The 23,024-nt window shown below is 60.2% G+C and carries 21 protein-coding genes; 10 read left to right on the forward strand and 11 right to left on the reverse strand.

The genetic code is table 11. The features are described from left to right. Positions 1 to 8: 8 nt before the first annotated feature. Complete coding sequence (gene pgaA / locus J0F90_RS17330; RefSeq protein ID WP_072009654.1) at positions 9 to 2,465, reverse strand: poly-beta-1,6 N-acetyl-D-glucosamine export porin PgaA; 2,457 nt, start codon at positions 2,463 to 2,465, stop codon at positions 9 to 11. A 579-nt stretch (positions 2,466 to 3,044) separates the two neighbouring features. On the opposite strand from pgaA, the gene J0F90_RS17335 reads away from it, so the two are divergent. Next, a complete protein-coding gene (locus J0F90_RS17335; RefSeq protein WP_033639727.1) occupies positions 3,045 to 3,482 on the forward strand; it encodes a type II toxin-antitoxin system HicB family antitoxin in 438 nt (145 codons plus the stop codon). 272 nt (positions 3,483 to 3,754) lie between these two features. Here J0F90_RS17335 and J0F90_RS17340 read toward each other — a convergent pair whose 3' ends face one another. Then, entirely contained in the window at positions 3,755 to 4,528 is a 774-nt protein-coding gene (locus J0F90_RS17340) for a CDP-diacylglycerol diphosphatase (RefSeq protein ID WP_033639726.1), read from the reverse strand. Between the two features lie 364 nt (positions 4,529 to 4,892). Here J0F90_RS17340 and ypdK point away from each other — a divergent pair, with 364 nt between their 5' ends. Next, positions 4,893 to 4,967: a membrane protein YpdK gene (gene ypdK, locus J0F90_RS17345; protein WP_099782600.1), complete on the forward strand. Its 75-nt coding sequence runs from the start codon at positions 4,893 to 4,895 to the stop codon at positions 4,965 to 4,967. 66 nt (positions 4,968 to 5,033) lie between these two features. Here ypdK and J0F90_RS17350 read toward each other — a convergent pair whose 3' ends face one another. The 3 genes from J0F90_RS17350 to J0F90_RS17360 all read right to left on the reverse strand — a co-directional run bounded on the left by J0F90_RS17350 (position 5,034) and on the right by J0F90_RS17360 (position 7,558). Continuing rightward, entirely contained in the window at positions 5,034 to 5,558 is a 525-nt protein-coding gene (locus tag J0F90_RS17350; protein ID WP_033639725.1) for a cytochrome b, read from the reverse strand. A 111-nt stretch (positions 5,559 to 5,669) separates the two neighbouring features. Further along, entirely contained in the window at positions 5,670 to 6,899 is a 1,230-nt protein-coding gene (gene alaC / locus J0F90_RS17355) for an alanine transaminase (protein ID WP_033639724.1), read from the reverse strand. Positions 6,900 to 7,018: 119 nt separating this feature from the next. Continuing rightward, on the reverse strand, positions 7,019 to 7,558 hold the full coding sequence (locus J0F90_RS17360; RefSeq protein WP_033639723.1) for a GNAT family N-acetyltransferase: 540 nt from the start codon (positions 7,556 to 7,558) through the stop codon (positions 7,019 to 7,021). Between the two features lie 168 nt (positions 7,559 to 7,726). Here J0F90_RS17360 and J0F90_RS17365 point away from each other — a divergent pair, with 168 nt between their 5' ends. From J0F90_RS17365 to J0F90_RS17375, 3 genes are all read left to right on the forward strand, one after another. Continuing rightward, positions 7,727 to 8,971, forward strand: coding sequence for a DUF1479 domain-containing protein (locus tag J0F90_RS17365; protein ID WP_016926816.1), 1,245 nt, complete (start codon positions 7,727 to 7,729; stop codon positions 8,969 to 8,971). 91 nt (positions 8,972 to 9,062) lie between these two features. Then, positions 9,063 to 10,754 (forward strand): sensor histidine kinase, encoded by a 1,692-nt coding sequence (locus J0F90_RS17370; protein WP_033632451.1) that lies wholly within the window; start codon positions 9,063 to 9,065, stop codon positions 10,752 to 10,754. Beyond that, positions 10,751 to 11,485, forward strand: a complete 735-nt coding sequence (locus tag J0F90_RS17375) for a LytR/AlgR family response regulator transcription factor (protein ID WP_004936341.1) — start codon at positions 10,751 to 10,753, stop codon at positions 11,483 to 11,485. Before J0F90_RS17370 ends, J0F90_RS17375 begins: the two co-directional genes overlap by 4 nt. Positions 11,486 to 11,489: 4 nt before the next feature. Here J0F90_RS17375 and J0F90_RS17380 read toward each other — a convergent pair whose 3' ends face one another. Further along, complete coding sequence (locus J0F90_RS17380) at positions 11,490 to 11,816, reverse strand: DUF2502 domain-containing protein (protein WP_033639722.1); 327 nt, start codon at positions 11,814 to 11,816, stop codon at positions 11,490 to 11,492. Between the two features lie 397 nt (positions 11,817 to 12,213). On the opposite strand from J0F90_RS17380, the gene J0F90_RS17385 reads away from it, so the two are divergent. After that, complete coding sequence (locus tag J0F90_RS17385) at positions 12,214 to 13,443, forward strand: L-lactate MFS transporter (RefSeq protein WP_016926813.1); 1,230 nt, start codon at positions 12,214 to 12,216, stop codon at positions 13,441 to 13,443. Positions 13,444 to 13,512: 69 nt separating this feature from the next. On the opposite strand, the gene glk is transcribed toward J0F90_RS17385, so the two are convergent. Then, complete coding sequence (glk, locus tag J0F90_RS17390) at positions 13,513 to 14,475, reverse strand: glucokinase (RefSeq protein WP_033639721.1); 963 nt, start codon at positions 14,473 to 14,475, stop codon at positions 13,513 to 13,515. 310 nt (positions 14,476 to 14,785) lie between these two features. On the opposite strand from glk, the gene J0F90_RS17395 reads away from it, so the two are divergent. Further along, complete coding sequence (locus J0F90_RS17395) at positions 14,786 to 16,033, forward strand: ion channel protein (protein ID WP_033639720.1); 1,248 nt, start codon at positions 14,786 to 14,788, stop codon at positions 16,031 to 16,033. Here the strand turns inward: J0F90_RS17395 and J0F90_RS17400 are convergent. Next, entirely contained in the window at positions 16,030 to 16,722 is a 693-nt protein-coding gene (locus J0F90_RS17400) for an aspartate/glutamate racemase family protein (protein ID WP_033639719.1), read from the reverse strand. The genes J0F90_RS17395 and J0F90_RS17400 overlap by 4 nt on opposite strands. 66 nt (positions 16,723 to 16,788) lie before the next feature. After that, entirely contained in the window at positions 16,789 to 17,241 is a 453-nt protein-coding gene (locus tag J0F90_RS17405; RefSeq protein ID WP_016926809.1) for a multidrug/biocide efflux PACE transporter, read from the reverse strand. A gap of 99 nt (positions 17,242 to 17,340) precedes the next feature. On the opposite strand from J0F90_RS17405, the gene J0F90_RS17410 reads away from it, so the two are divergent. Beyond that, positions 17,341 to 18,210 (forward strand): LysR family transcriptional regulator, encoded by an 870-nt coding sequence (locus J0F90_RS17410; RefSeq protein WP_033639718.1) that lies wholly within the window; start codon positions 17,341 to 17,343, stop codon positions 18,208 to 18,210. Here J0F90_RS17410 and J0F90_RS17415 read toward each other — a convergent pair. After that, complete coding sequence (locus tag J0F90_RS17415; protein ID WP_033641379.1) at positions 18,207 to 19,868, reverse strand: alpha-keto acid decarboxylase family protein; 1,662 nt, start codon at positions 19,866 to 19,868, stop codon at positions 18,207 to 18,209. The genes J0F90_RS17410 and J0F90_RS17415 overlap by 4 nt on opposite strands. A 188-nt stretch (positions 19,869 to 20,056) precedes the next feature. On the opposite strand from J0F90_RS17415, the gene mgrA reads away from it, so the two are divergent. Together mgrA and J0F90_RS17425 are read left to right on the forward strand one after the other, a co-directional pair. Beyond that, entirely contained in the window at positions 20,057 to 21,046 is a 990-nt protein-coding gene (gene mgrA, locus J0F90_RS17420; protein WP_016926806.1) for an L-glyceraldehyde 3-phosphate reductase, read from the forward strand. A 222-nt stretch (positions 21,047 to 21,268) separates the two neighbouring features. Then, the gene (locus J0F90_RS17425; protein WP_004936369.1) at positions 21,269 to 21,679 is read left to right on the forward strand and encodes a DUF2502 domain-containing protein; all 411 of its coding nucleotides are present in this window, start codon (positions 21,269 to 21,271) and stop codon (positions 21,677 to 21,679) included. A 41-nt stretch (positions 21,680 to 21,720) separates the two neighbouring features. On the opposite strand, the gene J0F90_RS17430 is transcribed toward J0F90_RS17425, so the two are convergent. After that, on the reverse strand, positions 21,721 to 22,956 hold the full coding sequence (locus tag J0F90_RS17430) for an Nramp family divalent metal transporter (RefSeq protein ID WP_004936371.1): 1,236 nt from the start codon (positions 22,954 to 22,956) through the stop codon (positions 21,721 to 21,723). Between the last annotated feature and the right edge of the window lie 68 nt (positions 22,957 to 23,024).

The raw sequence follows: 23,024 nt of genomic DNA on the forward strand, positions 1-23,024 counted from the left end.
TGATTCCTTTAAAAACGATAATTCAGATCAAACGTCACGCCGATGTTCCGCTCGCGTTTGCCGTCGTACGGATGCTTCTCAAACTGCAGCATCGCGCCGGCGTCCAACACTCCGTTCCAGCTGACGCGCTGGCCGTAACCCAGCTGGGTGATCGGCTTGCGCGCATAGTCCCGCTGCCAATAGCTGCCGGCGCCGGCCTGGAACTGCTGACTCCACTCGGTCTGATAATGGCGATACAGGGTGTGATCGAGCGTTAACGACGGCAGCAGCGTGAAGTCGCGCTTCGGGTTGTAATACGGCACGTTCTCCTGGCTGTTGCGGCTGCCGGACAGCGTCAGGTTCATGTCCAGCCGATAGCGGGCGCCGGCGAGCAGCCGTTGCCGCCCTTCCAGGCCGTACTCCAGCCGGTTGTTGCCGTCCGAGAAGTGCGAAGGCGCCACGCTGGCGCGCAGCTCGCGGCTTTCGTTCTGCTGCCAACGCAGCCACAGGTTGCCGCCGTTGGCGCTGATGCCGTTGGTCAACGCGCGCAGCGGCGTCTCGGCCGACAGGCGCGCCACCGAACCGCCGAGGCGCCATTGATCATTCAGGTCATACCAGGATGAGAGGCGCAGGCCGAGCTCATTGCCGTGGCCGTAGTTGCGGTTGGCCACCTCGGCCTCCAGCCACAGATCGCGCGAGCGCCACTCGGCGCCGGCGCTGAGATCGCGGTTGATGCCCTTGCCCTCGTCGAATTGGCCGGTGTTGAATCCCCAGCCGGTGAACAACCGCCAGTTGTCGTCGATCGGCGGTGAATAGAGCGCGGCGTGAATGCCGAAATCGTGGCTGCCGCTGACCGGCCCGTCGGAATCAATGCCCTGATTGCCGCTGATGCGCAGTTCAGACATATGGTGAATGCGGCGCGAACGTTCAAGCTGCTGAGCGGCGACGCTTTCCGGCGCGCGCTGGATGACGTCGTCGGCCAGCAAATCCAGTTGGCGCCACTCCTGCAACGCCTGCGCGACATAGCCCTGCTGGATCTCCAACGGCAGGCTGCGCGGCTCCAGCCCTTCCACCTGCTTCAACTCCTCCTCGGCGCGACGCGGCCAGCCGCGCGCCAAATAAACGCTGGCCAAGGAGATGCGCAAACCCTGATTGCCCGGCGCCGTTCGCGCCAGATGGGTCAACTGCCGTTCGGCCTCGGCCAGATCGCGTTGATAAACCCGCGACTGCGCCAGCAGCGATTGGCCGACCAGCCAGTCATCGTTGTAGGCCAGCGTCGGCAGTTGGTACAGGCGGGTCGCGTAGGGATAGCGCTGGCTGACGCGCTGCGCCAGCAACGCCGCCTGATCGATGCGTTCGTTCTCCGCCTGCGCGTAAAACAGATCGGTTTCGTCTTCGGCTGTCACCGCCTGCGGCGCGGCGGCGTTCAGGCGGCCGAAAATGGCCTGCGCCTTGTCCGGCTGCTGCAGATAGAGGTAAGCGGACGCCGCCCAGCGCTGGGCATAATCCGGCACCGTGCGCCCTTCCGCCTGCAAGGTTTGATATTCGCTCACCACTTCGGCCATTCGATAACGCGCCAACAGCGCGCCCAGGCGATCGACGCGCGCCTGTTGGTAGCTGTCCTGCGCCTCCGGCAGCGGCCGCCACTGCGCCAGCAGTTGGTCATAGCGCGCCAGCGCGCGGTCGGCGATGACGAAACGTTCTTGTTCGCCGCGAGCATCGATAAACGACAGCCGCACCAGCTCGGCGGCTTCATCCGCCTGCAGGCGCCGCTGCTGCGCGGGCGGCAATGCCAGCCCCTGGCTTTCACGCAGCGCCGGATCCGCGACCCGATTCGCCGCCAGCAGCGTCACGTAATAAGCCTGAATACCGGTGTCGGACGGCGCCAGCGCGCGGGCATGAGTGGCGTTTTCCAGCGCCGCCCAGCTGCGGCCGGCGGCCTGGTCCACATAGGCGCGCGTCAGATACCACGTCGCCGGCTCCAGCAGTTTCTCCGCGTTGGACGCCTCCGTTTGCGCCTGCGCATCCTGCCCGGCATCAGCCAGCGTCATCACATAGCCACGCTGTAAGCCGCCGTCGGCGGGAGCGAGCTGCAACGCCGTACGCCACAGTCGCAGCGATGGTTGCCACTGCTTCAGGTTACGATAGGCGCGGGCCGCCGTCGCCAGACTGGCGCTATCCCGCTGCAGCGCGGTGCCGTCGGCACGCCAAAGCGCGACGACCTCTTCATCGTGGCCGGCCCACCCGGCCACCTGGATATAATCGGCTCGCTGCTGCAGGCTCAACCCCTCCTGAGCGCGCCGCTGCGATAAATACGCCAGCACCGGCGCAGTATCGCCCGATCTGGCCTGACGGATCAGCGCGTCATAGCGTTCATCCGCCAGCGCGGTGGCCGGCAGGGATAAACCGATAAACAGCAATGACGCCGCATATTTGGTAGCGTGGCGTTCGGTAAAACGTAATGAACGCGAGTTAACTTTAGGCACGAGGTATTCCTTTAATCCGTGAGCTGCTGTCCTGGCAAAGTAGAAATGCGAGCAGGCACCCGAAAAGTCGGCTAGAGCCGTCGGGTAATAAGCATGGAGTAATGAATATTTCTGTCTGGCGCACGCTTAAATAGAATCGAATGCGCCTTTGCCTAAAAAGAGTATTTTATAAATCCGACAATGAATACCGCAGCCAGGTGATATCTGCCTGAAACTGGAATTTCACAATTAACAATAAGTGAAATAATAAAAATTAAAACAATACAAATCAATAAGATGAGATTTGTTTATGACCAATATTCTTATTTTCACTCTTTCGTGTGAAATTATATAAAAACCAGTGTGATATTTGATTTTAATTCTCATTATCACCGGCCAACAGGAATATTAATCCAAACATCCAATTAAATAATCTGCCTTCTTGGAAAAATAATAAGACTATTGTTAACACGAAAATTAAATTTGCCTGCTAATAATTATTCAGTTCAATTTAAATTCCCCACGTATACATTCATGCTGGCTATCTCCCGGACATGCCGTCACAATAGCGCCTCATTCTGGTTTCAATCAGGGATTGCCATGTACAGCCACTACCCCGCCCATTACACCTTCGATAGCGACAGCGATGCCTGGCAGATCGGTTTCCACGACTTCCCCGAGTGGCAATCTGCCTGCTATAAACGCGAAGACATTGAGCTGGAAGCGCAGGAAAGCCTGCTGGCCGCCATCGCCGCCGCGATGGATGAAGGGCTGCCCCTGCCCGCCCCTTCTCCTCTGCAAACCGATGACTTGAGGATACATCTGCCGGCTCTGGTGACGCTGAAGATCGAACTGCACAACGCGATGCTGCGCAAAAACACCGGCAAAGCGGCGCTGGCGCGCAAGCTGGGATTCAACGGCGGGCAAATGGAGCGGTTGCTGAATATCGGCTACGCCTCGAAGATTGAAGCGTTGGAGCAGGCGTTGTATCTGCTGGGCTACGAAGTGCGCGTGACAATAAGCGAAGTTTGTCAATAAGTTAGCGATATGTAAGCGAAATATTATCCAAGGGGGCTAAATTTTCCCCGTTTTGCGCCGATATGATGGCTACCTAATCACTTGTCGCAACAACGAAGGCTAAAAATGGAGTGGAGTCGCCGTCATATTTGGGCCGTTATTCTGCTGTCTTGTCTCGTTTTTTGGGTCATTTTGGCGACCGGCATCAACGCCGTCGCCTGAGCGCCCGCCGCCGTATTGCAATACCCGATTTTAAAGCCCGCCACAGCGGGCTTTCTGTTCACGACGTATCGCTAACTGGAATGCGTGGTAAAGCTCTTACAAGAAAAGTCAAGCAAATTCTCAGTGTGCCCCGTATTGTTTTTCATCGCCCCTTCCTCGTCTGCCAATAAAATAAACCCTTGTTGTTTATCTTCAAAAGTAACGGGGACGACCGCCACACCAAACTTTCTCATATCCGCGTTTTTTTTAATCAGATCATGACCTATATTGATAAATGGAAACACACCGTCCAAATCCGCTTGCCTTATTCGCATACCTAAATAATGTTGCCCAACCAAGTTGTCTTTCAACGGTGTCCATTCATCCCCAATATTAGGTAGCTGGCGGTCTATACTGCGTCTGACATGCGGTTTCAAGCATGAAATGTGAATGTGCAATTGCCCTTGAGTACGGCCTCGCTGCGAGTTTATTGTTAAAGCATAAGCTTCTCGTGGTAATGAAGAGCCATAAACTTCTTCCAGAACATGTCGATTCTGCCAAGCCAACGCAAAATAATTTGGCGTATCAGCTAATAACAGTTCCGGACTTTCGACTCCCGCCATTTTCAACGTTGGCACGAGCAAATAATGATAGCGGCTTTCAAGATCGCGTACGATGGCATAGCCACGAGCGACACCTTCATCCATTGAAACTTTATCGCAGGGAAATGGTGTTCCTAAATATTGATAGTTAAACACACATAGATTATTCACTACGCGCCACAAAGCATTACTGGCAAAAGCAGACGGCGGTGCCGCTATCAAAAAGATCACCGATACTTTAAAAAAAAACCTTAATAACAACAAATTAAAAATCCTTTTCGATTGTAGCCAGCCTACGTTACAACGATATCCTAGCGTCGAAACTTACTATAGGTAAACATAAATAAAAAGCGTTATAAAACAGCCCGCACTGTTTAAAAAACAGCCGAAAATTGTGATCAAAAACACAGTATTGAAATCAGACCAGTATTGAGAGTACATTAGCGCCGATCCTGTCGCGGTTCGGATTTTACCTCACGGAGCATGAGGCGCGACAACCGGACAGCCCGCGCTCGAGGACGTTGTTCTTTCGCTTGGAAGAATCCGCCCGACAAGCAGGTTGCCCATAAAATACTCAGCACAACAATCGGGATCATTGCTGGCGAGGACTCCAGACAGGAGTTGTTCAGTGAAATATTTTTTGATGGGCGTGTCATTCATGCTGGTTGCCTGGGTTGGCACCTTCATGTTGATGGTTGCCTGACAGCAGCCAGACCAGGAACACAGCCAAAGGGACGCGCAAGCGTCCCTTTGTCGTTTCGGCGAGCGATCATTTGCCCGGCATCATGCGGCGCAGGGTGTCGTCCTTGCGCAGGTAGTGGTGATACAGCGCCGCCAGCGCATGCGCGCCAATGATAAAGTAGCCAACGTTTGCCAGCGTCTCATGCACCGTTTTGACCAGCCTGCGCATCACCGGATCCGGCGTCACCCATTGCGGGACCGGCCACCCCAGTAAAGTCCACGATTTCCCGCCGTAGGCCAGGGTTAACACGCCCAGCAGCGGCAACATCAGGAAGACCACGTACAGCAGCCAATGGAAGATCTTGGCACCCACTTCCTGCCATTCCTCCAGCGGCGGCGTGGTCGGCGGCACAGCGTGGAAAGCGCGCATGGCCAACCGAATCAGCATCAGGGCAAAAACCGATACCCCAAAGTTAAAGTGCAGATTTTTGACCAGCGGCGCCCACGCCTCCGGCACCGAATCCTTCAGCAACATCGCCGAATAGGTGAGGATCACCATCAGCAACGTCAGCCAATGTAAAACGATTTGCGATCGCGCGTAGCGGTTGCTCATACACTCTATCCAAAAAATAAAATTCAGCGTAGTCGAGCATAATGGGGAAATAATGAAGAAAACCTTGGGACGGTAAAAAATAAGGCCGGGCGAACGCCCGGCCTGACAGGATTATTTGGCGCCGCCGGCTTTGCCCGGCTTCAGCAGCCCGTCCGCGCGGAACATCGCCTTGATGCCGCGCACCGCCTGGCGGATACGGTCCTGATTCTCGATCAGCGCGAAACGCACGTGGGTATCGCCGTAGTCGCCGAAGCCGATGCCCGGCGAGACGCAGACCTTGGCTTCCGCCAGCAGGCGTTTGGCAAACTCCAGCGAGCCGAGGTGGGCATAAGGCTCGGGAATTTTCGCCCACACGTACATCGACGCCTTCGGGTTTTCCACCATCCAGCCCGCCTCGTGCAGCCCCTTCACCAACACGTTGCGGCGCTGCCGATACTGCTCGGCGATATCGCGCACGCACTGCTGATCGCCCTCCAGCGCGGCGATGGCCGCCACCTGCAGCGGCGTAAAGGTGCCGTAGTCGTGATAACTCTTGATGCGCGCCAGCGCACTGACCAGCTCAGGGTTGCCGACCATGAAACCAATGCGCCAGCCGGCCATGTTGTAGCTTTTCGACAGGGTGAAGAACTCCACCGCAATGTCTTTCGCCCCCGGCACCTGCATGATCGACGGCGCTTTCCAGCCGTCATAGACGATATCGGCATAGGCCAGATCGTGGATCACCAGCACGTTGTACTGTTTGGCCAGCGCCACCACCCGCTCGAAGAAATCCAGCTCCACGCACTGCGCGGTCGGGTTGGACGGGAAGCCGAGGATCATCATTTTCGGGCGCGGAATGGTTTCCCGAATGGCGCGCTCCAGCTCACCGAAGAAATCCACGCCGTCCACCAGCGGCACCGAACGCACCTGGGCGCCGGCGATCACCGCGCCGTAAATGTGGATCGGGTAGCTGGGATTCGGCACCAGCACGGTATCGCCGTGATCGAGGGTCGCCAGCATCAGGTGCGCCAGCCCCTCTTTCGAACCGATGGTGACGATGGCTTCGCTTTCCGGATCGATATCCACCTGATAACGATCGGCATACCAGCGCGAAATGGCGCGGCGCAGGCGCGGAATGCCGCGCGAGGTGGAATAACCGTGGGTGTCGTCGCGCTGGGCGACGGCGCACAGTTTTTCCACGATGTGCGGCGGCGTCGGGCCGTCGGGGTTCCCCATGCTGAAATCGATAATATCCTCGCCGCGACGGCGTGCGGCCATCTTCAGTTCGGCGGTGATGTTGAATACGTAAGGGGGAAGACGTTCAATGCGCGTAAAACGGCGCTGTGGACTGTTATCAGCCATAGGGGATTCCTCGATAGACGTTAGCGCCCGGACCGTCCGAGCGACGCTGGCCAGCGAACTGACCGAATATCGAACATAGCGCAGCGCCGACGAGCTTGTCGATACCCGGCGCGATATTTTTATTTGCCGCCCTGAAACTCCGCCGCCAGCAGCCCGAACAGCCAGTCGTCGCACCACTGCTCCGCCAGACGGTAGTTGTCGCGCAACGTGCCCTCCAGCTGAAAACCGCACGACTCCAGCAGGCCGCGCGAGGCAAGGTTGCCGGCGGTCACGGTGGCGGTCAGCTTGTGAAAACCGCAGGCGTTCACCGCAAAATCCAGCACTGCCCGCAGCGACTCCTTGCCATAGCCCTTGCCCTGGCCGGCAGGCAAACTCCCGTATCCCACCTCCGCCTGCCGATACGGCGCCCAGTGCGGGCGAAAGCCGGTAATGCCCACCGCCTCTCCGCTGCGCTTCTCACGCATCACCAGGCACAACCACTGCTCGCCGTGTTTGTCCCAGGCCGGCAGGCGCTCTTCGAACCGTGCGCGGATCTCCGCTTCGCTGCGCGGATCGGAGATGTAACGGATCACCTCGGGATCTTGGTACAGGCGCAGAAACAGCGGCCAATCCTCGGCGGTTATCGACTGTAAGTACAAGCGTTCAGTGACCAGCTTCATGAAATCTCCGAAAAACGAAAAAGAGGAACTTACGAATGAAAGATATCTCTTTATTTTCCCCGATTGGTTGCCGATAATCATTTACGTTAAAACCACAAAACCATAACGTCTTGCCCGTTTCCCTACAACCGTCCGCCGCCGTGACTCACGCGGCATCAGGAGAACACCATGGCCTCTTTAGTCATCGACGATATTCCGCAGACGATCGTTAACGTCAAGCGCCAGCTGCGCCAGGCATTGCCGAACTACCGCGACGTTTTTCTGGCGCTGGAGGAGAACATCCGCGGCCAGGTCGACCAGATCCGCCGCGAACTGGCCGCCGGCCATAATCCGGTGCCGCAGATCGACGCGGAAGATATCCTGCAGCAACGCGTCAGCGATCAACAGATAGCGCTGATCAAACAGCGCGGCGCCTGCGCCATTCGCGGTGTGTTTCCCCGCGCCAAGGCCGAAGGCTGGAACCGGGAAATCGGCGACTATCTCGAGCGCAACAACTTCGTCGAGCGGTTGAAAAACGCCGCCGAAGACAACTATTTCGGCAAGCTGGCCGCCAGCAAGCCGCAGATTTACGGCATCTATTGGTCAAAACCACAGGTTGAAGCGCGGCAGGATGCGCGCATGCATGCGGTGCAGGTGTTCCTCAACAGCCTGTGGGCCACCGAAAGCAACGGCAAGCAGCATTTCGATCCGACCCGCGTCGCCACCTACGCCGATCGCACCCGCCGCCGCCCGCCGAACTCCTCATCGCTGGGCCTGTCACCGCACGTCGACAGCGGCACCATCGAGCGCTGGCTGGACGAGAATTTCCGCTATGTGTATCGCCACGTCTTCTCCGGCGACTGGCGGCAGTACGATCCCTTTGCCGCCGACGGCCGCACCGAGGTGCGTGAAATAGCCTCCCCGGCGGTCTGCTCGATGTTCCGCACCTTCCAGGGCTGGACGGCGCTGACGCCGCAGCGCACCAACGCCGGCACGCTGAACCTGGTGCCGATCGCCAACGCCATGGCCTATGTGTTGCTGCGCGCGCTGCAGGACGACGTCGCCGACGACGATCTGTGCGATGCGGCGCCGGGCCGCGCGCTGTCGATCTCGGAAAAATGGCATCCCCTTTTATTAAGCGGGATTTCCCCTATTCCCGATCTGGAGCCGGGCGACACGGTATTTTGGCATTGCGACGTGATCCACGCGGTGGAGAACGAACATAACGGCGAGTTCGACAGCAACGTGATGTACATCGCCGCCGCGCCGGGCTGCGAGAAAAACGACGCCTATCTGCAGCGCCAACTGCCGAGCTTTATCGACGGCAGAACGCCGCCGGACTTCGCCCCCGACGATTTCGAAGTGGATTTCGAGGGCCGCGCCACCGTCGAGCTGCTGACGCCGCTGGGCAAAGCGCAGCTCGGCATGCGCTGACCGCCGCCCCAGCCACGGGCCTCTCTCGCTGTGGTATACTGCCGTCATCCGTAGGCCGCAGCGAGAACCCGTCGTGCACCCTTTTTTTGAAATGCTGTTGGCGGTGTTTGATCGCGCCGCGCTGATGTTGATCTGTCTGTTTTTCCTGACCCGCACCCGGCTGTTCCGCCAACTGCTGCAAAAAGAAGACCATACGCCGCTTGAGCTCGGCATCGTCACGGCAATCTTCTCGCTGTTCGCGCTGTTCAGCACCTACTCCGGCATCAACGTTGAGGGATCGCTGGTCAACGTGCGCGTCATCGCCATCATGGCCGGCGGCATCCTGTTCGGCCCCTGGGTGGGGATCGTCACCGGCATCATCGCCGGGGTGCACCGCTATCTGATCGACATCGGCGGCATCACCTCGGTGCCCTGCCTCATCACCAGCATCATCGCCGGCATCAGCGCCGGCTACATCAACCTCAAGGTGAGAAAAGAGCAGCGCTGGCGCGCCGGCATCGTCGGCGGCATGCTGTGCGAATCCCTCACCATGCTGCTGATCGTGCTGTGGGCCAAGCCGACCGAGCTTGGGCTCGACATCGTGTCGCAGATCGCGCTGCCGATGATCCTCGGCACGGTGTGCATCGGCCTGATCGTGCTGCTGGTGCAGAGCGTCGAAGATGAAAAAGAGGTGATCGCCGCGCGCCAGGCCAAGCTGGCGCTGGATATCGCCCACAAGACGCTGCCCTATTTTCGCAACATCAACAGCGAATCGCTGGCCACCATTTGCGATATCATCCGCCAGGACATCCGCGCCGACGCGGTGGCGATCACCGATACCCATCAGGTGCTGGCTTACGTCGGCGTGGGGCGCGAAGCCTACCCGATCGGCCGCGAAGGGCTGAGCCGCGTTACCCGCGAAAGTATTCGCCACGGCAAAATCATCATCAAAAACAACCTGGAAAACCCGGCCGCGCCGCAGATCCATTCGCAGCTGGTGGTGCCGCTGTGGGAAAAGGGCGAAGTGACCGGCGCGCTGAAAATTTACTACTGCCACGCTCACCAGATCACCAACACGCTGAAGGTGATGGCGGTCGGGCTGTCGCAGATCATCTCCACCCAGATGGAGGTTTCGCGCATCGAGCATCTGCGCCAGATGGCGGATAAAGCCGAAATGCGCGCGCTGCAGAGCAAGATTAACCCGCACTTCCTGTTCAACGCGCTGAACGCCATCTCTTCCTCCATCCGCCTGAATCCGGACACCGCGCGCCAGCTGATCATCAATCTGTCGCGCTACCTGCGCTACAACCTGGAGCTGAACGACGAACTGATCGATATCCGCAAGGAGCTGCATCAGATCCAGGATTACATCGCCATCGAACAGGCGCGCTTCGGCGCCAAGCTGACGGTGATTTACGACATCGACGACGACGTCTCGGTGCGCATTCCGAGCCTGCTGATCCAGCCGCTGGTGGAGAACGCCATCGTGCACGGCATCCAGCCCTGCAAGGGCAAAGGGGTGGTGGTGATCGCGGTGAAAGATCAGGGCGATCGGGTGAAAATATCGGTGAAGGATACCGGCCACGGCATCAATCAGGAAACCATCGATCGGGTGGCGCGCAACGAGATGCCGGGCCACAATATCGGCCTGCTCAACGTACACCACCGCGTGTCGCTGCTGTACGGTGAAGGGCTGCATATCCGCCGCCTGGAGCCGGGCACCGAAATCGCGTTCTACATCAGCAAAAACGGCGGCAAGCTGCATCAGGAACCGAGCGCGCCGCCGGTCGGGGAGGCCTCATGAAAGCCATCATCGTGGAAGACGAATTCCTCGCGCAGGAAGAACTCAGCTACCTGATCAAGAAACACAGCAATATCGATATCGTCGCCACTTTCGAGGATGGCCTCGACGTCCTCAAATACCTGCAGACCCACCAGGTCGACGCCATTTTCCTCGACATCAACATCCCGTCGCTGGACGGCGTGTTACTGGCGCAAAACATCAGCAAATTCGCGCATCGCCCGTCTATCGTGTTCATCACCGCCTATAAAGAGCACGCGGTGGAAGCGTTCGAGATCGAAGCGTTCGACTATATCCTCAAGCCCTATCACGAGGCGCGCATCGTCACCATGCTGCAAAAGCTGGAGGCGCTGCATCATCGCCCCGCCGGCGCGGCGGAACCGACCAGCGCGCCGAGCCGCGGCAGCCACAGCATCAACCTGATCAAAGACGAGCGGATCATCGTTACCGACATCAACGACATCTATTACGCCGCCGCCGATGAAAAGGTGACGCGGGTCTACACTCGCCGGGAAGAATTCGTGATGCCGATGAACCTCACCGAGTTTTACGGCCGGCTGCCGGAAGAACATTTCTTCCGCTGCCACCGCTCTTACTGCGTTAACCTGGCCAAGATCCGCGAGATCGTGCCCTGGTTCAACAATACCTACATTCTGCGGCTGAGCGATCTTGAGTTTGAAGTGCCGGTCAGCCGCAGCAAGGTGAAAGAGTTTCGCAAGCTGATGCGCCTGTAAGCGCTTACCAGCGCGGGCCCGGACGGTAGTAATAGCCGGGCGGTGGCGGCATGCGGTAATGCGGCCGATCTCGCCAGTCGCGCCGCGGCGGCCCGTAGTAAATCACCCGTGGCGGCGGGCCGTAATAGTACCCGCGCGGGCGTTCATACCGGTGATGATCGGCCCACCAACGCGGATCGCGCCAGCGATAGCCGTCCCAGTAGTGGCCGCGATGATCGCGATCGCCGATATGCAACGACAGGCCCGGCACGTTCACGCCGATGGACACGTCGGCCTGGCTCGCCAGCGGCAGCGCCAGCAGCGCGGCCAGTAACAACAGCGTTTTTTTCATTTCATGGACTCCTGCAGAGCGGACCTCGTCCGATCGCAGATAACATAGTCCCGCGCTCGCCGCCGCTCTATAGGCGCAATGCCGATTTACGCCTTGCAGACGCATCCTTCACAATTTCACCACAATCATTCACCGGCGATTAACAATAAATCGTTGATATCTTTGATGTAGATCACGTGTCACCCCCGGCATTTCACGCGCTTTTCGGCGCAAAAACGGCAACTCACGCCGTATAAAATGCATTTCATTCCTTCCATCGTGCAACTCATTCCCGATCCGCCGCCCGCCGGGGGCGCCGGCCATATAATAAGCCCATACCGCGGGAACACAGATTCACCCCGCAAATTTCAGCCAACGGCTCACGCCCGGCAACGCACACACAGGAAGGAGACCGGCCATGAACACCAAACCGGCAAATCGCAGCTTAATCGTTCTCGGCACCATCATCTGTCAGATGGGTCTGGGCACCATCTACACCTGGAGCCTGTTCAACCAGCCGCTGGTCGACAAGTTCCACTGGGGGCTGGCGGACGTCGCCACCACCTTCTCCATCACCAGCTTCTTCCTGGCCTTCGCCACGCTGTTCGCCGGCAAGCTGCAAGAACGCTTCGGCATCCGCAATCTGACGCTGTGTTCCGGCATCCTGGTCGGCCTGGGTCTCATCGCCAGCGCCCACGTCAGCTCGCTTGACATGATTTACCTGCTGGCCGGCGTGGTGGTGGGCTTTGCGGTCGGTATCGCCTACATCTCCACCCTGTCCAACCTGATTAAGTGGTTCCCCGCCAACAAAGGCCTGATTTCCGGCATCTCGGTCGGCGCCTTCGGCAGCGGCAGCCTGCTGTTCAAATACGTCAACGCCGCCCTGATCGCTGACGTCGGCGTTTCCGGCGCCTTCTTCTACTGGGGTGCCATCGTGATGGGCCTGATCGTCGTCGGTTCCCTGTTGCTGAAAGAGCCGGTGCTGGCGGCCAACGCCGCACAGCAAGGCGCCAATGGTCTGGGCAACGACTTCAGCGTGCGCCAGATGCTGGCCACCAAAGAAGCCTACCTGCTGTTCACCATCTTCTTCGCTGCCTGCATGAGCGGTCTGTACCTGATTGGCATCGTGAAAGACATGGGCGTGCAGCTGGCCGGGATGGACTTGGCTACCGCCGCCAACACCGTGTCCGCCGTCGCCATCTTCAACACCGCCGGCCGCATCATCCTGGGTACGCTGTCCGATAAAGTAGGCCGCATGCGCGTCATCAGCTTCACCATGCTGGTTACCGTGCTGGCGATTGTCGCCCTGAGCTTCATGACCCTGAACCACACGCTGTTCTTCATCTGCGTCGGCGCGGTGGCCTTCTGCTTCGGCGGCAACATCACCGTGTTCCCGGCGATTGTCGGCGACTTCTTCGGCCTGAAAAACCACAGCAAAAACTACGGCATCATCTACCAGGGCTTCGGCCTGGGCGCGCTGGCCGGTTCGTTCGTCGCCAAATACTTCGGCGGCTTCCACGCCACCTTCATGGTGATTGGCGTCCTGTCCGCCGCTTCTTTGCTGATTACGCTGTTCATCAAAGCGCCGAAGGCGGTGGAAATGGAAAGCGAAGAAACCGCACAGGCGGCGGAGCTGGCCAAAGCCTGATACCCCGCGAAAACGACAAGGGGCGCAACCTGCGGGTTGCGCCCCTTTTTTATTGCCCTGCCGCGCGGCTTACAGCCGCATGCCCAGCGTCTGGCGCAGATGCGCGCCGGCCCCCAACAGGCCCGGTTGACCATGGGTTATCATGAACACCGGAATGTCGCGCACATAGTCGCGGAAGCGCCCCTTGTCTTCGAAGGCGGCGCGGAAGCCCGAGGCCTTGAAGAATTCCATAAAGCGCGGCACGATGCCGCCGGCGATGTACACGCCGCCAAAGGTGCCCAGATTCAGCGCCAGGTTGCCGCCGAAGCGCCCCATGATCACGCAAAACAGCGACAGCGCACGGCGGCAGTCGATGCAGCTGTCGGCCAGCGCCCGCTCGGTAATGTCCTTCGGCGCCAGTTTCTCCGGCAGGCGGTTGTCCGCCTTGACGATGGCGCGATACAGGTTGACCAGGCCCGGCCCGGACAGCACGCGCTCGGCGGAAACGTGCCCCACTTCACCGCGTAGCACCTCCAGAATAATGTCTTCTTCTTCGCTGTTCGGTGCGAAATCGACATGGCCGCCCTCGCCCGGCAGGCTGACCCAGCGGCGATCGACCTGCACCAGGTGGGCAACACCCAGCCCGGTGCCGGCGCCGTACACCGCGATCGGTTTGCCCGGCTGCGCATCGCCGCCGCCAAACTGCAGCACGTCGTCCGGCGAGAGCATCGGGATCGCCATCGAGACGGCGGTGAAATCGTTGATCACTTCCAGGTGACTCAGCCCCAGGCTGGCCTTCATTTCTTTGATCGAGAACGCCCAGCTGTGGTTGGTCATCGCGACCCAGTCTTCCGTCACCGGGCAGGCGATCGCGATGCAGGCGTCCTGCACCTCGATATCGCACGCTTTCAGATAGTGGCGGATCACCGCCTCCAGGCTGTCGAACTCCAGGCCGGAATAGGTTTTCGCCTGGGTAATCTCACCCGTCGCAACAGTGCACAACGCCAGGCGGGCATTGGTGCCGCCAACATCACCCACGAGGGCATAGGTCATTGATTTCGTCTCCGCAAAATGAAAAATAACACGCTGCCCACACTGTAAAATCCTGCTGCGAAAACAACAATCACCCGCCTCGGATCTGCACCTCAATAGCGATCCGGATCACAAAAAACGTTTCAGCTTGCCCGCTATGCCGCGATTTGAAACAAATTGCGGCAAAAAATGCCCCCCGGCGACTGTTAACCGCCATCGCAGCCGGGCAATATCAATGCGTGCCTGCGCGCCGATAGTCTGGCAAGCTGTGGCCACTGCCCAACCACCCGCTCTCCCTGCCCCGCAGGGAGGCATCGACAAGGGATTATTCATGCTGCATCCGCGCGCCAATGCCATGTTGGCCTTTGCTTTGCCTGCGCTGATTATCGGTTCCGCTTCCAGTATGGTGCTGCTGTTGGTGATGAAAATTGCCGCCGCATTGCAGCAATTACTGTGGGTGACGCTGCCCGATGCGCTAAGCCTGGACGCCCAGTCGCCCTGGTGGCCGGTTGCGATGCTGACGCTGACCGGCGTGGCGGTCGGCCTGATCGTGCGTTATATGCCGGGTCACGCCGGGCCGGATCCGGCGACGGAATCGCTGATCGGCATGCCGCTGCCGCTCTCCGCCCTGCCGGGGTTGGGGTTGGCGCTGATCGTCGGCCTGGCCGGCGGCGTCAGTCTGGGGCCGGAGAACCCGATCACCGCTATCAACATCGCACTGGCGGCGGCGGCCGGCGCGCGCCTGCTGCCGAAAGTGCCGCGCATGGACTGGATCATCCTGGCCGCGGCAGGCACCATCGGCGCAATGTTCGGCACACCGGTCGCCGCCGCGCTGATCTTTTCGCAAACCCTGGCCGGCAATAACGAAACGCCGCTGTGGGATCGGCTGTTCGCCCCGCTGGTGGCCGCCGCCGCCGGCGCGGTCACCACCCAGATGTTCTTCGTGCCCAATTTCGCCCTGCAGCTCGACGCCTACGACGTGACGCGGCTGCCGGACATCTTCAGCGGCGCCATCGTGGCGCTGATCGCCATCGCGCTCGGCATGGTGGCGCTGTGGTGTTTCCCGCACGTTCACCGCCTGTTCCATTCAATGAAGAATCCGGTGTTGATGTTAGGGCTGGGCGGCTTTGTGCTGGGGCTGCTGGCGCTGTTGGGCGGAGAGATTACCCTGTTCAAGGGGCTGGATGAGATGAAACGCCTGGCGGTGGACGACAGCTATTCGGTGCCGGCGCTGTTGACCATTACCCTGACCAAGCTGGCGGCGCTGGTGATCGCCGCCGCCTGCGGTTTTCGCGGCGGGCGCATCTTCCCGGCGGTGTTCGTCGGCGCGGCGCTGGGCCTGATGCTGCATCAGCACGTTCCGGCGGTGCCGGCGGCGATCACCGTCTCCTGCGCCATCATGGGGCTGGTGCTGGTGGTGACCCGCGACGGCTGGCTGAGCCTGTTTATGGCGGTGGCGGTAGTGCCGGATCTGCACCTGCTGCCGGTCTTGTGCATCGTGATGCTGCCCGCCTGGCTGGCGCTGGCGGGCAAACCGCTGATGCTGGTAAACCGCCGGCAACCGCCGCACGACGATTAGGCCAGCGCGAACGCCGCGGCGGCGCGGGCGTGGATCGCGGTGGTGTCGAACACCGGCACCGACGCATCCCGCTCGCTCACCAGCAAGCCTATTTCGGTGCAGCCGAAAATAATCCCCTGCGCCCCCTGCTGTTCCAGATCGCTGATGATCCGGCGATACTCGTCGCGCGAGGCGTCGCGAATTTTGCCGAGGCACAGCTCGTCATAGATGATGCGGTGCACAATGTCACGATCGGCGCTGACCGGCGTCACCACGTCGATGCCGTGCAATTCCTGCAGGCGGCCGCGGTAGAAGGTCTGATCCATGGTAAAACGCGTGCCCAGCAGCCCGACGCGGCGAATGTTTTTCTCCCGCACCTGCAGCGCCGTGGCATCGGCGATGTGAATCAGCGGCAGGCCGCTGGCCTGCTCGACCGCCTCCGCCACCTTGTGCATGGTGTTGGTGCAGATCACGATGGCTTCGGCGCCGGCGGCGCGCAACGCCACCGCGGCCTCGGCCAACAGCCGGCCGGCGCCGTCCCAATCGCCCTGGTGCTGCAAGCGCTCAATCTCCTGGAAATCGACGCTGTAGAGCACGATTTTGGCCGAATGCAGCCCGCCGAGGCGCGCCTTTACCTGCTCGTTGATGGTGCGGTAATACGGAATGGTGGATTCCCAGCTCATGCCGCCCAGCAGACCCAACACTTTCATCCTTCGATCCTCAGCATTTCCGACGATCCTCTGACCTTACCTGAGAATCGTCAGTCTGACGACGCCTTATTTGGCGCCGGAATTGATCGGCTGGCGCGCCTCGAACCAGCGCTGGCGCAGCGTGTCGTACAGCCAGTTATAGGCCATGGTGTACGGCAGGAAGAACAGGAAGAAACCGATTTCCAGCATAAACGCCTGCGCCCAGGAGATACTCAGCATCCAGGCGGCGATCGGCACGCCGATCAGGATAAAACCGGCTTCAAAGCCGACGGCGTGCAGCGCGCGCACCTTCAGGTTACGCACCACCCGGCTGACCGGCCACAGGCGGTCGAACACCGTGTTGTAAACCATGTTCCACAGCATCGCGACGGTGGACAGCATCACCGCCAACGCGCCGACCTGCACCATTGAGCGGTTCAGCAGCCACGCGCCCAGCGGGGCGCAAACCATCACGGCGATGGCCTCGAAACCGACGGCGTGGACGATACGTTCAATGAGAGACTTGTTTTGCAGTTGCATACATCACCTTTTTTTCAACAGTTGTTGCGAAAGCCTGGTGATTATCATCGCTTTTTTGGGTAGATTAAAAATAGGTTCCATCGATAAAGTAGATATATCATGCATTATTCCCCGGAAGCGTTGCAGGCGTTCGTGGAAGCCGCCGCCCTCGGCTCATTTTCCGCCGCCGCGCGCAAACTGCGCAAAAGCCAATCCACCGTCAGCACCGCCATCGCCAATCTGGAGGCCGACCTGGCATTGACGCTGTTCGATCGCAGCGCGCGCCAGCCGGTGCTCACCGCCGCCGGCCGCAAAGTGCTGGGGCACGTACAGGCTATCCTCGCGGCCAGCGAACGGCTCGACGCCCTGAGCATTCAGCTGGCGGGCGAGGTTGAACCGCGCCTGAGCATGGTGTTTTCCGATACCTACCAGCCCAAGCATCACGATCGGTTGATGCAGCTGTTCGAACAGCGCTACCCGGAAATTGAGCTGGAATGGATGATCGCCGAGGAAGGCGACGTTATCGATCTGCTGCAAAGCGGCCGCGCGCATTTGGGCATGGTGGAAGTGCAAAAAAGTTATCCGCCGGATATCGCCTTCTCCCGGCTGCCTGAGCAGACCGAAATGGGGCTGTTCGTCGCCCATCAGCATCCGCTGGCCCAGGTCGCCGCGCCGACGCCGGAGCAGTTGTCCAGCACCCGCCAGCTGATCCTGAATACCTACACCGGCGCCGAGGCGGCCAGACAGGGTGGACTGGTCTGGTCGGCGCCCAGCTATCTGCTGTTGCTGGAGATGGCGGAACAAGGATTCGGTTGGGCGGTGTTGCCGCACTGGCTGGTACAGCAATACGGCCACGGCAGACTCACCCAGCTGCGGCCGCGCGGCTGGCCAAAACTGATTTCGGTGGATGCGGTATGGTCCAAACTGACCCCGCCGGGCCCGGCGGGGTTCTGGATGCTGGAGCGCCTGCTGGGCGACACCCAGCCCTAAGCGGCGGCGTTGCGCGCCTGAATAGCGCGAGAGACGGTATCGAGGAGTTCCGGAATGTCCATCTTCGGCAGCATCACTTCGATGAAGGCCAGCCGCTCGTCGTCCGCGACCTCGCGCAGCGCCTGACGCAATCCGTCCGGATCGCAGACCCGCAACGCCTTCACCGGCCGCTCACCGGCCAGCGCCGTCGGCAACTGCGTCCAGTTCCAGCGCGCGATGTCGTTATAACTTTGCTCCGGCCCGTGGATCGCGCGCTCAACGGTATACCCCTGATTGTTCAACACGAAGATCACCGGTTTAAGCCCGTCGCGCAGCATCGATCCCAGTTCCTGCACGGTTAACTGCGCGGCGCCGTCACCGATCAGCAATACTGCCCGGCGCTGCGGTTCGGCGGTCTGCACGCCGAACGTCGCCGGCAGGGTATAGCCGATCGATCCCCAGAGCGACTGCACGATCAGGCGGCAGCCACGCGGCAACGTCAGCGCCGCCGCGCCGAAACAGGCGGTGCCCTGATCGGCCAGCACGATATCCCCCGGCCGCAGGAAATCCTGTATCTGCCGCCAGAAGGCGTGCTGATCCAGCCGTTCCCCATCGCCTTCCGGCAGCGCCGGGCGAACGATCGGCGGCAATGGCCAACGCGACGCCAGCGACAGGCTCAGGCGGTGCAATGCCTGCACCGCCTCGCGCATCGGAATGCGGCTAAAGCGCCGCCGCCCGACCCAGGCTTCGAACGGCTGAATATCGATGCATTTTTCCACCGGCAGATGATGCGTGAAACCGGCGGTAATGGTGTCGGTCAAGCGTACGCCGACGTTGATCACCACATCGGCGTTTTCGATCAATTGTTTCACCGCCGGATCGCTGGCGCCGCCGCAGTAGGTACCAACGAAACCGGCGCGGTTCTCGTCCAGCACGCCCTTGCCGAGCAGCAGCGTCGCGTGCGGCATATCGACCTCCTGCAGCCACTCGTCCAGCGCCGCTTCGGCGCCGAAGCGATCGGCCAGGAAGTCCGCCAGCAGCGACACCCGCCGCGCCGACAGCAGCTTTTCGCGCGCTGCGGCGATAAACGCCTGCAATGCGCTCTGCGACAGTTTGGCCTGACGCAACATCAACGGCGCCGGTTTATTCGGCAGCGGCGCCTGCGCGACGTCGCTGGGCAACATCAGGTAAACCGGGCGATGTTCCAGCAAGACGACGCCGATCAGGCGGTCTATCTCCACGGCGGCGTTATCGGCGGTCAGGTTAGCCTGTGCGACGGTCACCTCTTTGGCTATCCGGGCGAAGTGGGTGAAGTCGCCATCCCCCAGCGAATGGTGCAGCAAATCACCGGCGCGCTGGGCGCGCTGCGCCGGCGTGCCGACCACGTGGATCACCGGCAGGTATTCGGCGTAGCTGCCGGCCACCCCGTTCAACGCGCTCAGCTCGCCGACGCCAAAGGTGGTGAGCAGCGCGGCCGCCGGTTTGCAGCGCGCATAGCCATCGGCTGCGTAGGCGGCGTTCAACTCGTTGGCGCAGCCTACCCAGGTGATTTGCGGATGCGCGAGGACGTGATCGAGAAATTGCAGGTTGTAATCCCCCGGCACGCCGAAGAAATGACGGATGCCGATTTGGGCCAGACGATCGAGCAGATAATCGGCCACCGTATAGGTCTGAGTCATGATCATCACCTGTCTGCAACTGTAGCGATTATCTTAAGTATCGAAGATGCCGTTCAAATTTCGAACAATCACCCCTGCGTCGAACGGCAACCTGGCGTTACATGCCGGCGCCGTGATCCCTCCCGCGGCAGCGCGAGGTGAAAACGTATACACTCAAAGCACTTCACCTCTCGCCGACAAGGATAACTATGTCTTACCCAGCCTCCCCTTCGCGTTATCAAGATATGGAATACCGGCGCTGCGGCCGCAGCGGGCTGAAGCTGCCCGCCGTCTCACTCGGGCTGTGGCACAACTTCGGCGACGCCACGCTGTACGACAACGCCCGCGGCCTGATCCGCTGCGCCTTCGATCGCGGCATTACCCATTTCGATCTGGCCAATAACTACGGCCCGCCGCCCGGCGCCGCCGAGGAGAACTTTGGCCGCATTCTCAACGCCGATCTGCGGGCCTGGCGCGATGAGCTGATCGTCTCATCCAAAGCCGGTTACACCATGTGGCCCGGCCCCTACGGCGATTGGGGCTCGAAAAAGTACCTGGTCGCCAGCCTCGATCAGAGCCTGAAGCGCATGGGGTTGGAGTATGTGGATATCTTTTATCATCATCGGCCGGATCCGGACACGCCGCTGGAAGAAACCATGGCGGCGCTGGATCTGCTGGTGCGCCAGGGCAAAGCGCTGTATGTCGGCCTGTCCAACTACCCGGCCGAGCGCGCGCGACAGGCGTTCGACATTCTGCAGCGGCTCGGCACGCCGTGCGTGATCCACCAGCCGAAGTATTCGATGTTGGAACGCGGGCCGGAGACGGCGTTGCTGGATACGCTGGAGGAACATGGCGTCGGATCTATCGCCTTCTCGCCGCTGGCGGGCGGCCTGCTGACCGATCGCTACCTGCACGGCATACCGCAAGATTCTCGCGCCGCCAGCGGCAGCCGCTTCCTGCAGCCGGAGCAGCTGACCGCCGAGCGACTGGACAAGGTGCGCCGCCTCGATGCGCTGGCGCGGCAACGCGGGCAGAAGCTGTCGCAGATGGCGCTGGCCTGGGTGCTGCGCGGCGATCGCGTTACCTCAGTGCTGATCGGCGCCAGCAAGAATGCGCAGATAGAAGACGCGGTGGGCATGCTGGCCAATCGTCACTTTAGTGAAGAAGAGCTCGCGCAGATCGAGACAATATTATTGTAATCGTTTACAAATTCCGCCGTTCAATCGAGCGGCGCTACCCCAGAAAAATCTCAAATCTTAACCTCCTGCATCATTTTCAGAGTGGCTCTCAGATTCAACCCTATGCGCCGGCGCTATGATGCCGATATTGCAGCAAAAATAACGATAAGGCCGCTTTTAAACTGATGAACGCGCTTCATAAAGTGACAAACGGCCAGGCCGCGCAAGCGGGAAGGAGAAGCCATGTTTAAACCTCTGCTCTTGGCCGCCATTTTGGCGGCGACGGTACTGCCCGCCGCACAGCAGGCGCATGCCGAAGGGATCAGCATCGATCTGATGCCGGGCGTTTCATTGCGCATCGGCGATCAGGATAACCGCGGCCGCTATTGGGATGGTTACGATTGGCGGGATCGCGACTGGTGGCAAGGCCATCAGGGGCGTTATCTCGGCGACCGCAGCCGTCGCGGTTACTACTGGGACGGCTATCGCTGGCGCGATGGCGACTACTGGCGTAAACACTATTACTACCATGAAGGACGCTATCGTAAATACGACAAACACTACGATAAGCACCACTGGAAGAAAGAGAAAAAGCACCACCACGATCATGACCGCGATCGCTGGCGCCGCCACGGCGATGACGACCGCGATTAACGACGACGGGCCGGCGCAACGCCGGCCCGCACTGTTTTTGCTTACAGCACGCTGCCGATCAGCAGGTAGCCGTTCAATCCCACCACCACCAGCACGATCAGCTTGCCCAGGTTTTGCACCAGCGGGCCGTTGACCATTTCCCCCATCAGCGCCCGATTGCCGGTGAAAGCCAGCAGCGGCACCAACGCCAGCGCAATGCCGAAGCTGAGCAGCACCTGGCTCAGCACCAGAATGCGCGTCGCATCCATCCCCAACATGATGACGATAAACGACGGCAGCATGGTCACCGCGCGCCGCAGCCACAGCGGAATATGGAAACGCACGAACCCCTGCATCACCACCTGCCCCGCCAACGTGCCGACCACGGTAGAAGAGAGGCCGGCCGCCACCAGGCTCAGGCCGAACACGGTGGCGGCGGCGTGCCCGAGCAGCGGTTGCAGCGTCAGGTAAGCCACGTCGAGATCGGCGATGCCGCTGTGGCCGCTGAAATGAAACGCGGCGGCGGCGGTGGCCATCATCGCCAGATTGACGAAACCGGCGATGGTCATGGCCACGGCGACGTCGACTTTGGTGGCGGCATAGCGTTCCGCCTTGTCGTGCTCGCCGCCGATTTGGGTGAGCGACGAATGCAGATAGATCACGTGCGGCATGATGGTGGCGCCCAATACCCCGGCAGCCAGGAATACCGCATCGCCGTTAGGCAGATCGGGCAACGCCATGCCTTTCAGCAGCGGCGCAAGCTGCGGCTGGGAAAACGCCAGCTCGACGATGTAGGCGGCGGCGACGAACAACAACAGGCCGCCGATCACCAGCTCCAGCGGCTTTTGCCCGCGCTTTTGCAGCATCAGAATTAAAAAGGTGGCGATGCCGGTCAGCACTGCGCCCTGCAACAAAGAGACGCCGAGCAACAGCTTGAAACCGATCGCCGCGCCGATAAACTCGGCCAGATCGGTCGCCATGGCGATGATCTCCGCCTGTACCCAATAGGCCCACACCGCCGGCCGCGGAAAGCGATCGCGAATATGCTCGGCCAGATTTTTCCCGGTGGCGATCCCCAGCTTGGCGGACAACAGCTGGATCAGCATCGCCATCACATTGGCCCAAACCACCACCCACAGCAGGCTGTAGCCGAATGAGGCGCCGGCCTGGATGTTGGTGGCGAAGTTGCCGGGATCGATATAGCCGATAGCGGCGATGAAGGCGGGCCCCATGAGCGAGAGTTTGATTTTTCTGGCGGAGCGACCGGAGGTGGTTTCAACCACGCGACTGTTCAGCATATGTTGAACCCTTACTGAAATTACGTTTATCTCCACTCTATATAAATGATAATAATTATCAAGCGCAT

Source organism: Serratia marcescens subsp. marcescens ATCC 13880 (assembly GCF_017299535.1).
GTDB lineage: Bacteria > Pseudomonadota > Gammaproteobacteria > Enterobacterales > Enterobacteriaceae > Serratia > Serratia marcescens.

What these genes read in the sequence shown, in the direction of transcription:
- J0F90_RS17425 (WP_004936369.1), top strand. Translation starts at nt 21,269, where the DNA reads ATGTTTAAACCTCTGCTCTTGGCCGCCATTTTGGCGGCGACGGTACTG.
- J0F90_RS17365 (WP_016926816.1), top strand. Translation starts at nt 7,727, where the DNA reads ATGGCCTCTTTAGTCATCGACGATATTCCGCAGACGATCGTTAACGTC.
- J0F90_RS17350 (WP_033639725.1), bottom strand. Translation starts at nt 5,558, where the DNA reads ATGAGCAACCGCTACGCGCGATCGCAAATCGTTTTACATTGGCTGACG.
- J0F90_RS17395 (WP_033639720.1), top strand. Translation starts at nt 14,786, where the DNA reads ATGCTGCATCCGCGCGCCAATGCCATGTTGGCCTTTGCTTTGCCTGCG.
- mgrA (WP_016926806.1), top strand. Translation starts at nt 20,057, where the DNA reads ATGTCTTACCCAGCCTCCCCTTCGCGTTATCAAGATATGGAATACCGG.
- J0F90_RS17410 (WP_033639718.1), top strand. Translation starts at nt 17,341, where the DNA reads ATGCATTATTCCCCGGAAGCGTTGCAGGCGTTCGTGGAAGCCGCCGCC.
- J0F90_RS17405 (WP_016926809.1), bottom strand. Translation starts at nt 17,241, where the DNA reads ATGCAACTGCAAAACAAGTCTCTCATTGAACGTATCGTCCACGCCGTC.
- glk (WP_033639721.1), bottom strand. Translation starts at nt 14,475, where the DNA reads ATGACCTATGCCCTCGTGGGTGATGTTGGCGGCACCAATGCCCGCCTG.
- J0F90_RS17385 (WP_016926813.1), top strand. Translation starts at nt 12,214, where the DNA reads ATGAACACCAAACCGGCAAATCGCAGCTTAATCGTTCTCGGCACCATC.
- alaC (WP_033639724.1), bottom strand. Translation starts at nt 6,899, where the DNA reads ATGGCTGATAACAGTCCACAGCGCCGTTTTACGCGCATTGAACGTCTT.
- J0F90_RS17375 (WP_004936341.1), top strand. Translation starts at nt 10,751, where the DNA reads ATGAAAGCCATCATCGTGGAAGACGAATTCCTCGCGCAGGAAGAACTC.
- J0F90_RS17430 (WP_004936371.1), bottom strand. Translation starts at nt 22,956, where the DNA reads ATGCTGAACAGTCGCGTGGTTGAAACCACCTCCGGTCGCTCCGCCAGA.
- J0F90_RS17380 (WP_033639722.1), bottom strand. Translation starts at nt 11,816, where the DNA reads ATGAAAAAAACGCTGTTGTTACTGGCCGCGCTGCTGGCGCTGCCGCTG.
- J0F90_RS17370 (WP_033632451.1), top strand. Translation starts at nt 9,063, where the DNA reads ATGCTGTTGGCGGTGTTTGATCGCGCCGCGCTGATGTTGATCTGTCTG.
- J0F90_RS17335 (WP_033639727.1), top strand. Translation starts at nt 3,045, where the DNA reads ATGTACAGCCACTACCCCGCCCATTACACCTTCGATAGCGACAGCGAT.
- J0F90_RS17415 (WP_033641379.1), bottom strand. Translation starts at nt 19,868, where the DNA reads ATGACTCAGACCTATACGGTGGCCGATTATCTGCTCGATCGTCTGGCC.
- J0F90_RS17360 (WP_033639723.1), bottom strand. Translation starts at nt 7,558, where the DNA reads ATGAAGCTGGTCACTGAACGCTTGTACTTACAGTCGATAACCGCCGAG.
- J0F90_RS17400 (WP_033639719.1), bottom strand. Translation starts at nt 16,722, where the DNA reads ATGAAAGTGTTGGGTCTGCTGGGCGGCATGAGCTGGGAATCCACCATT.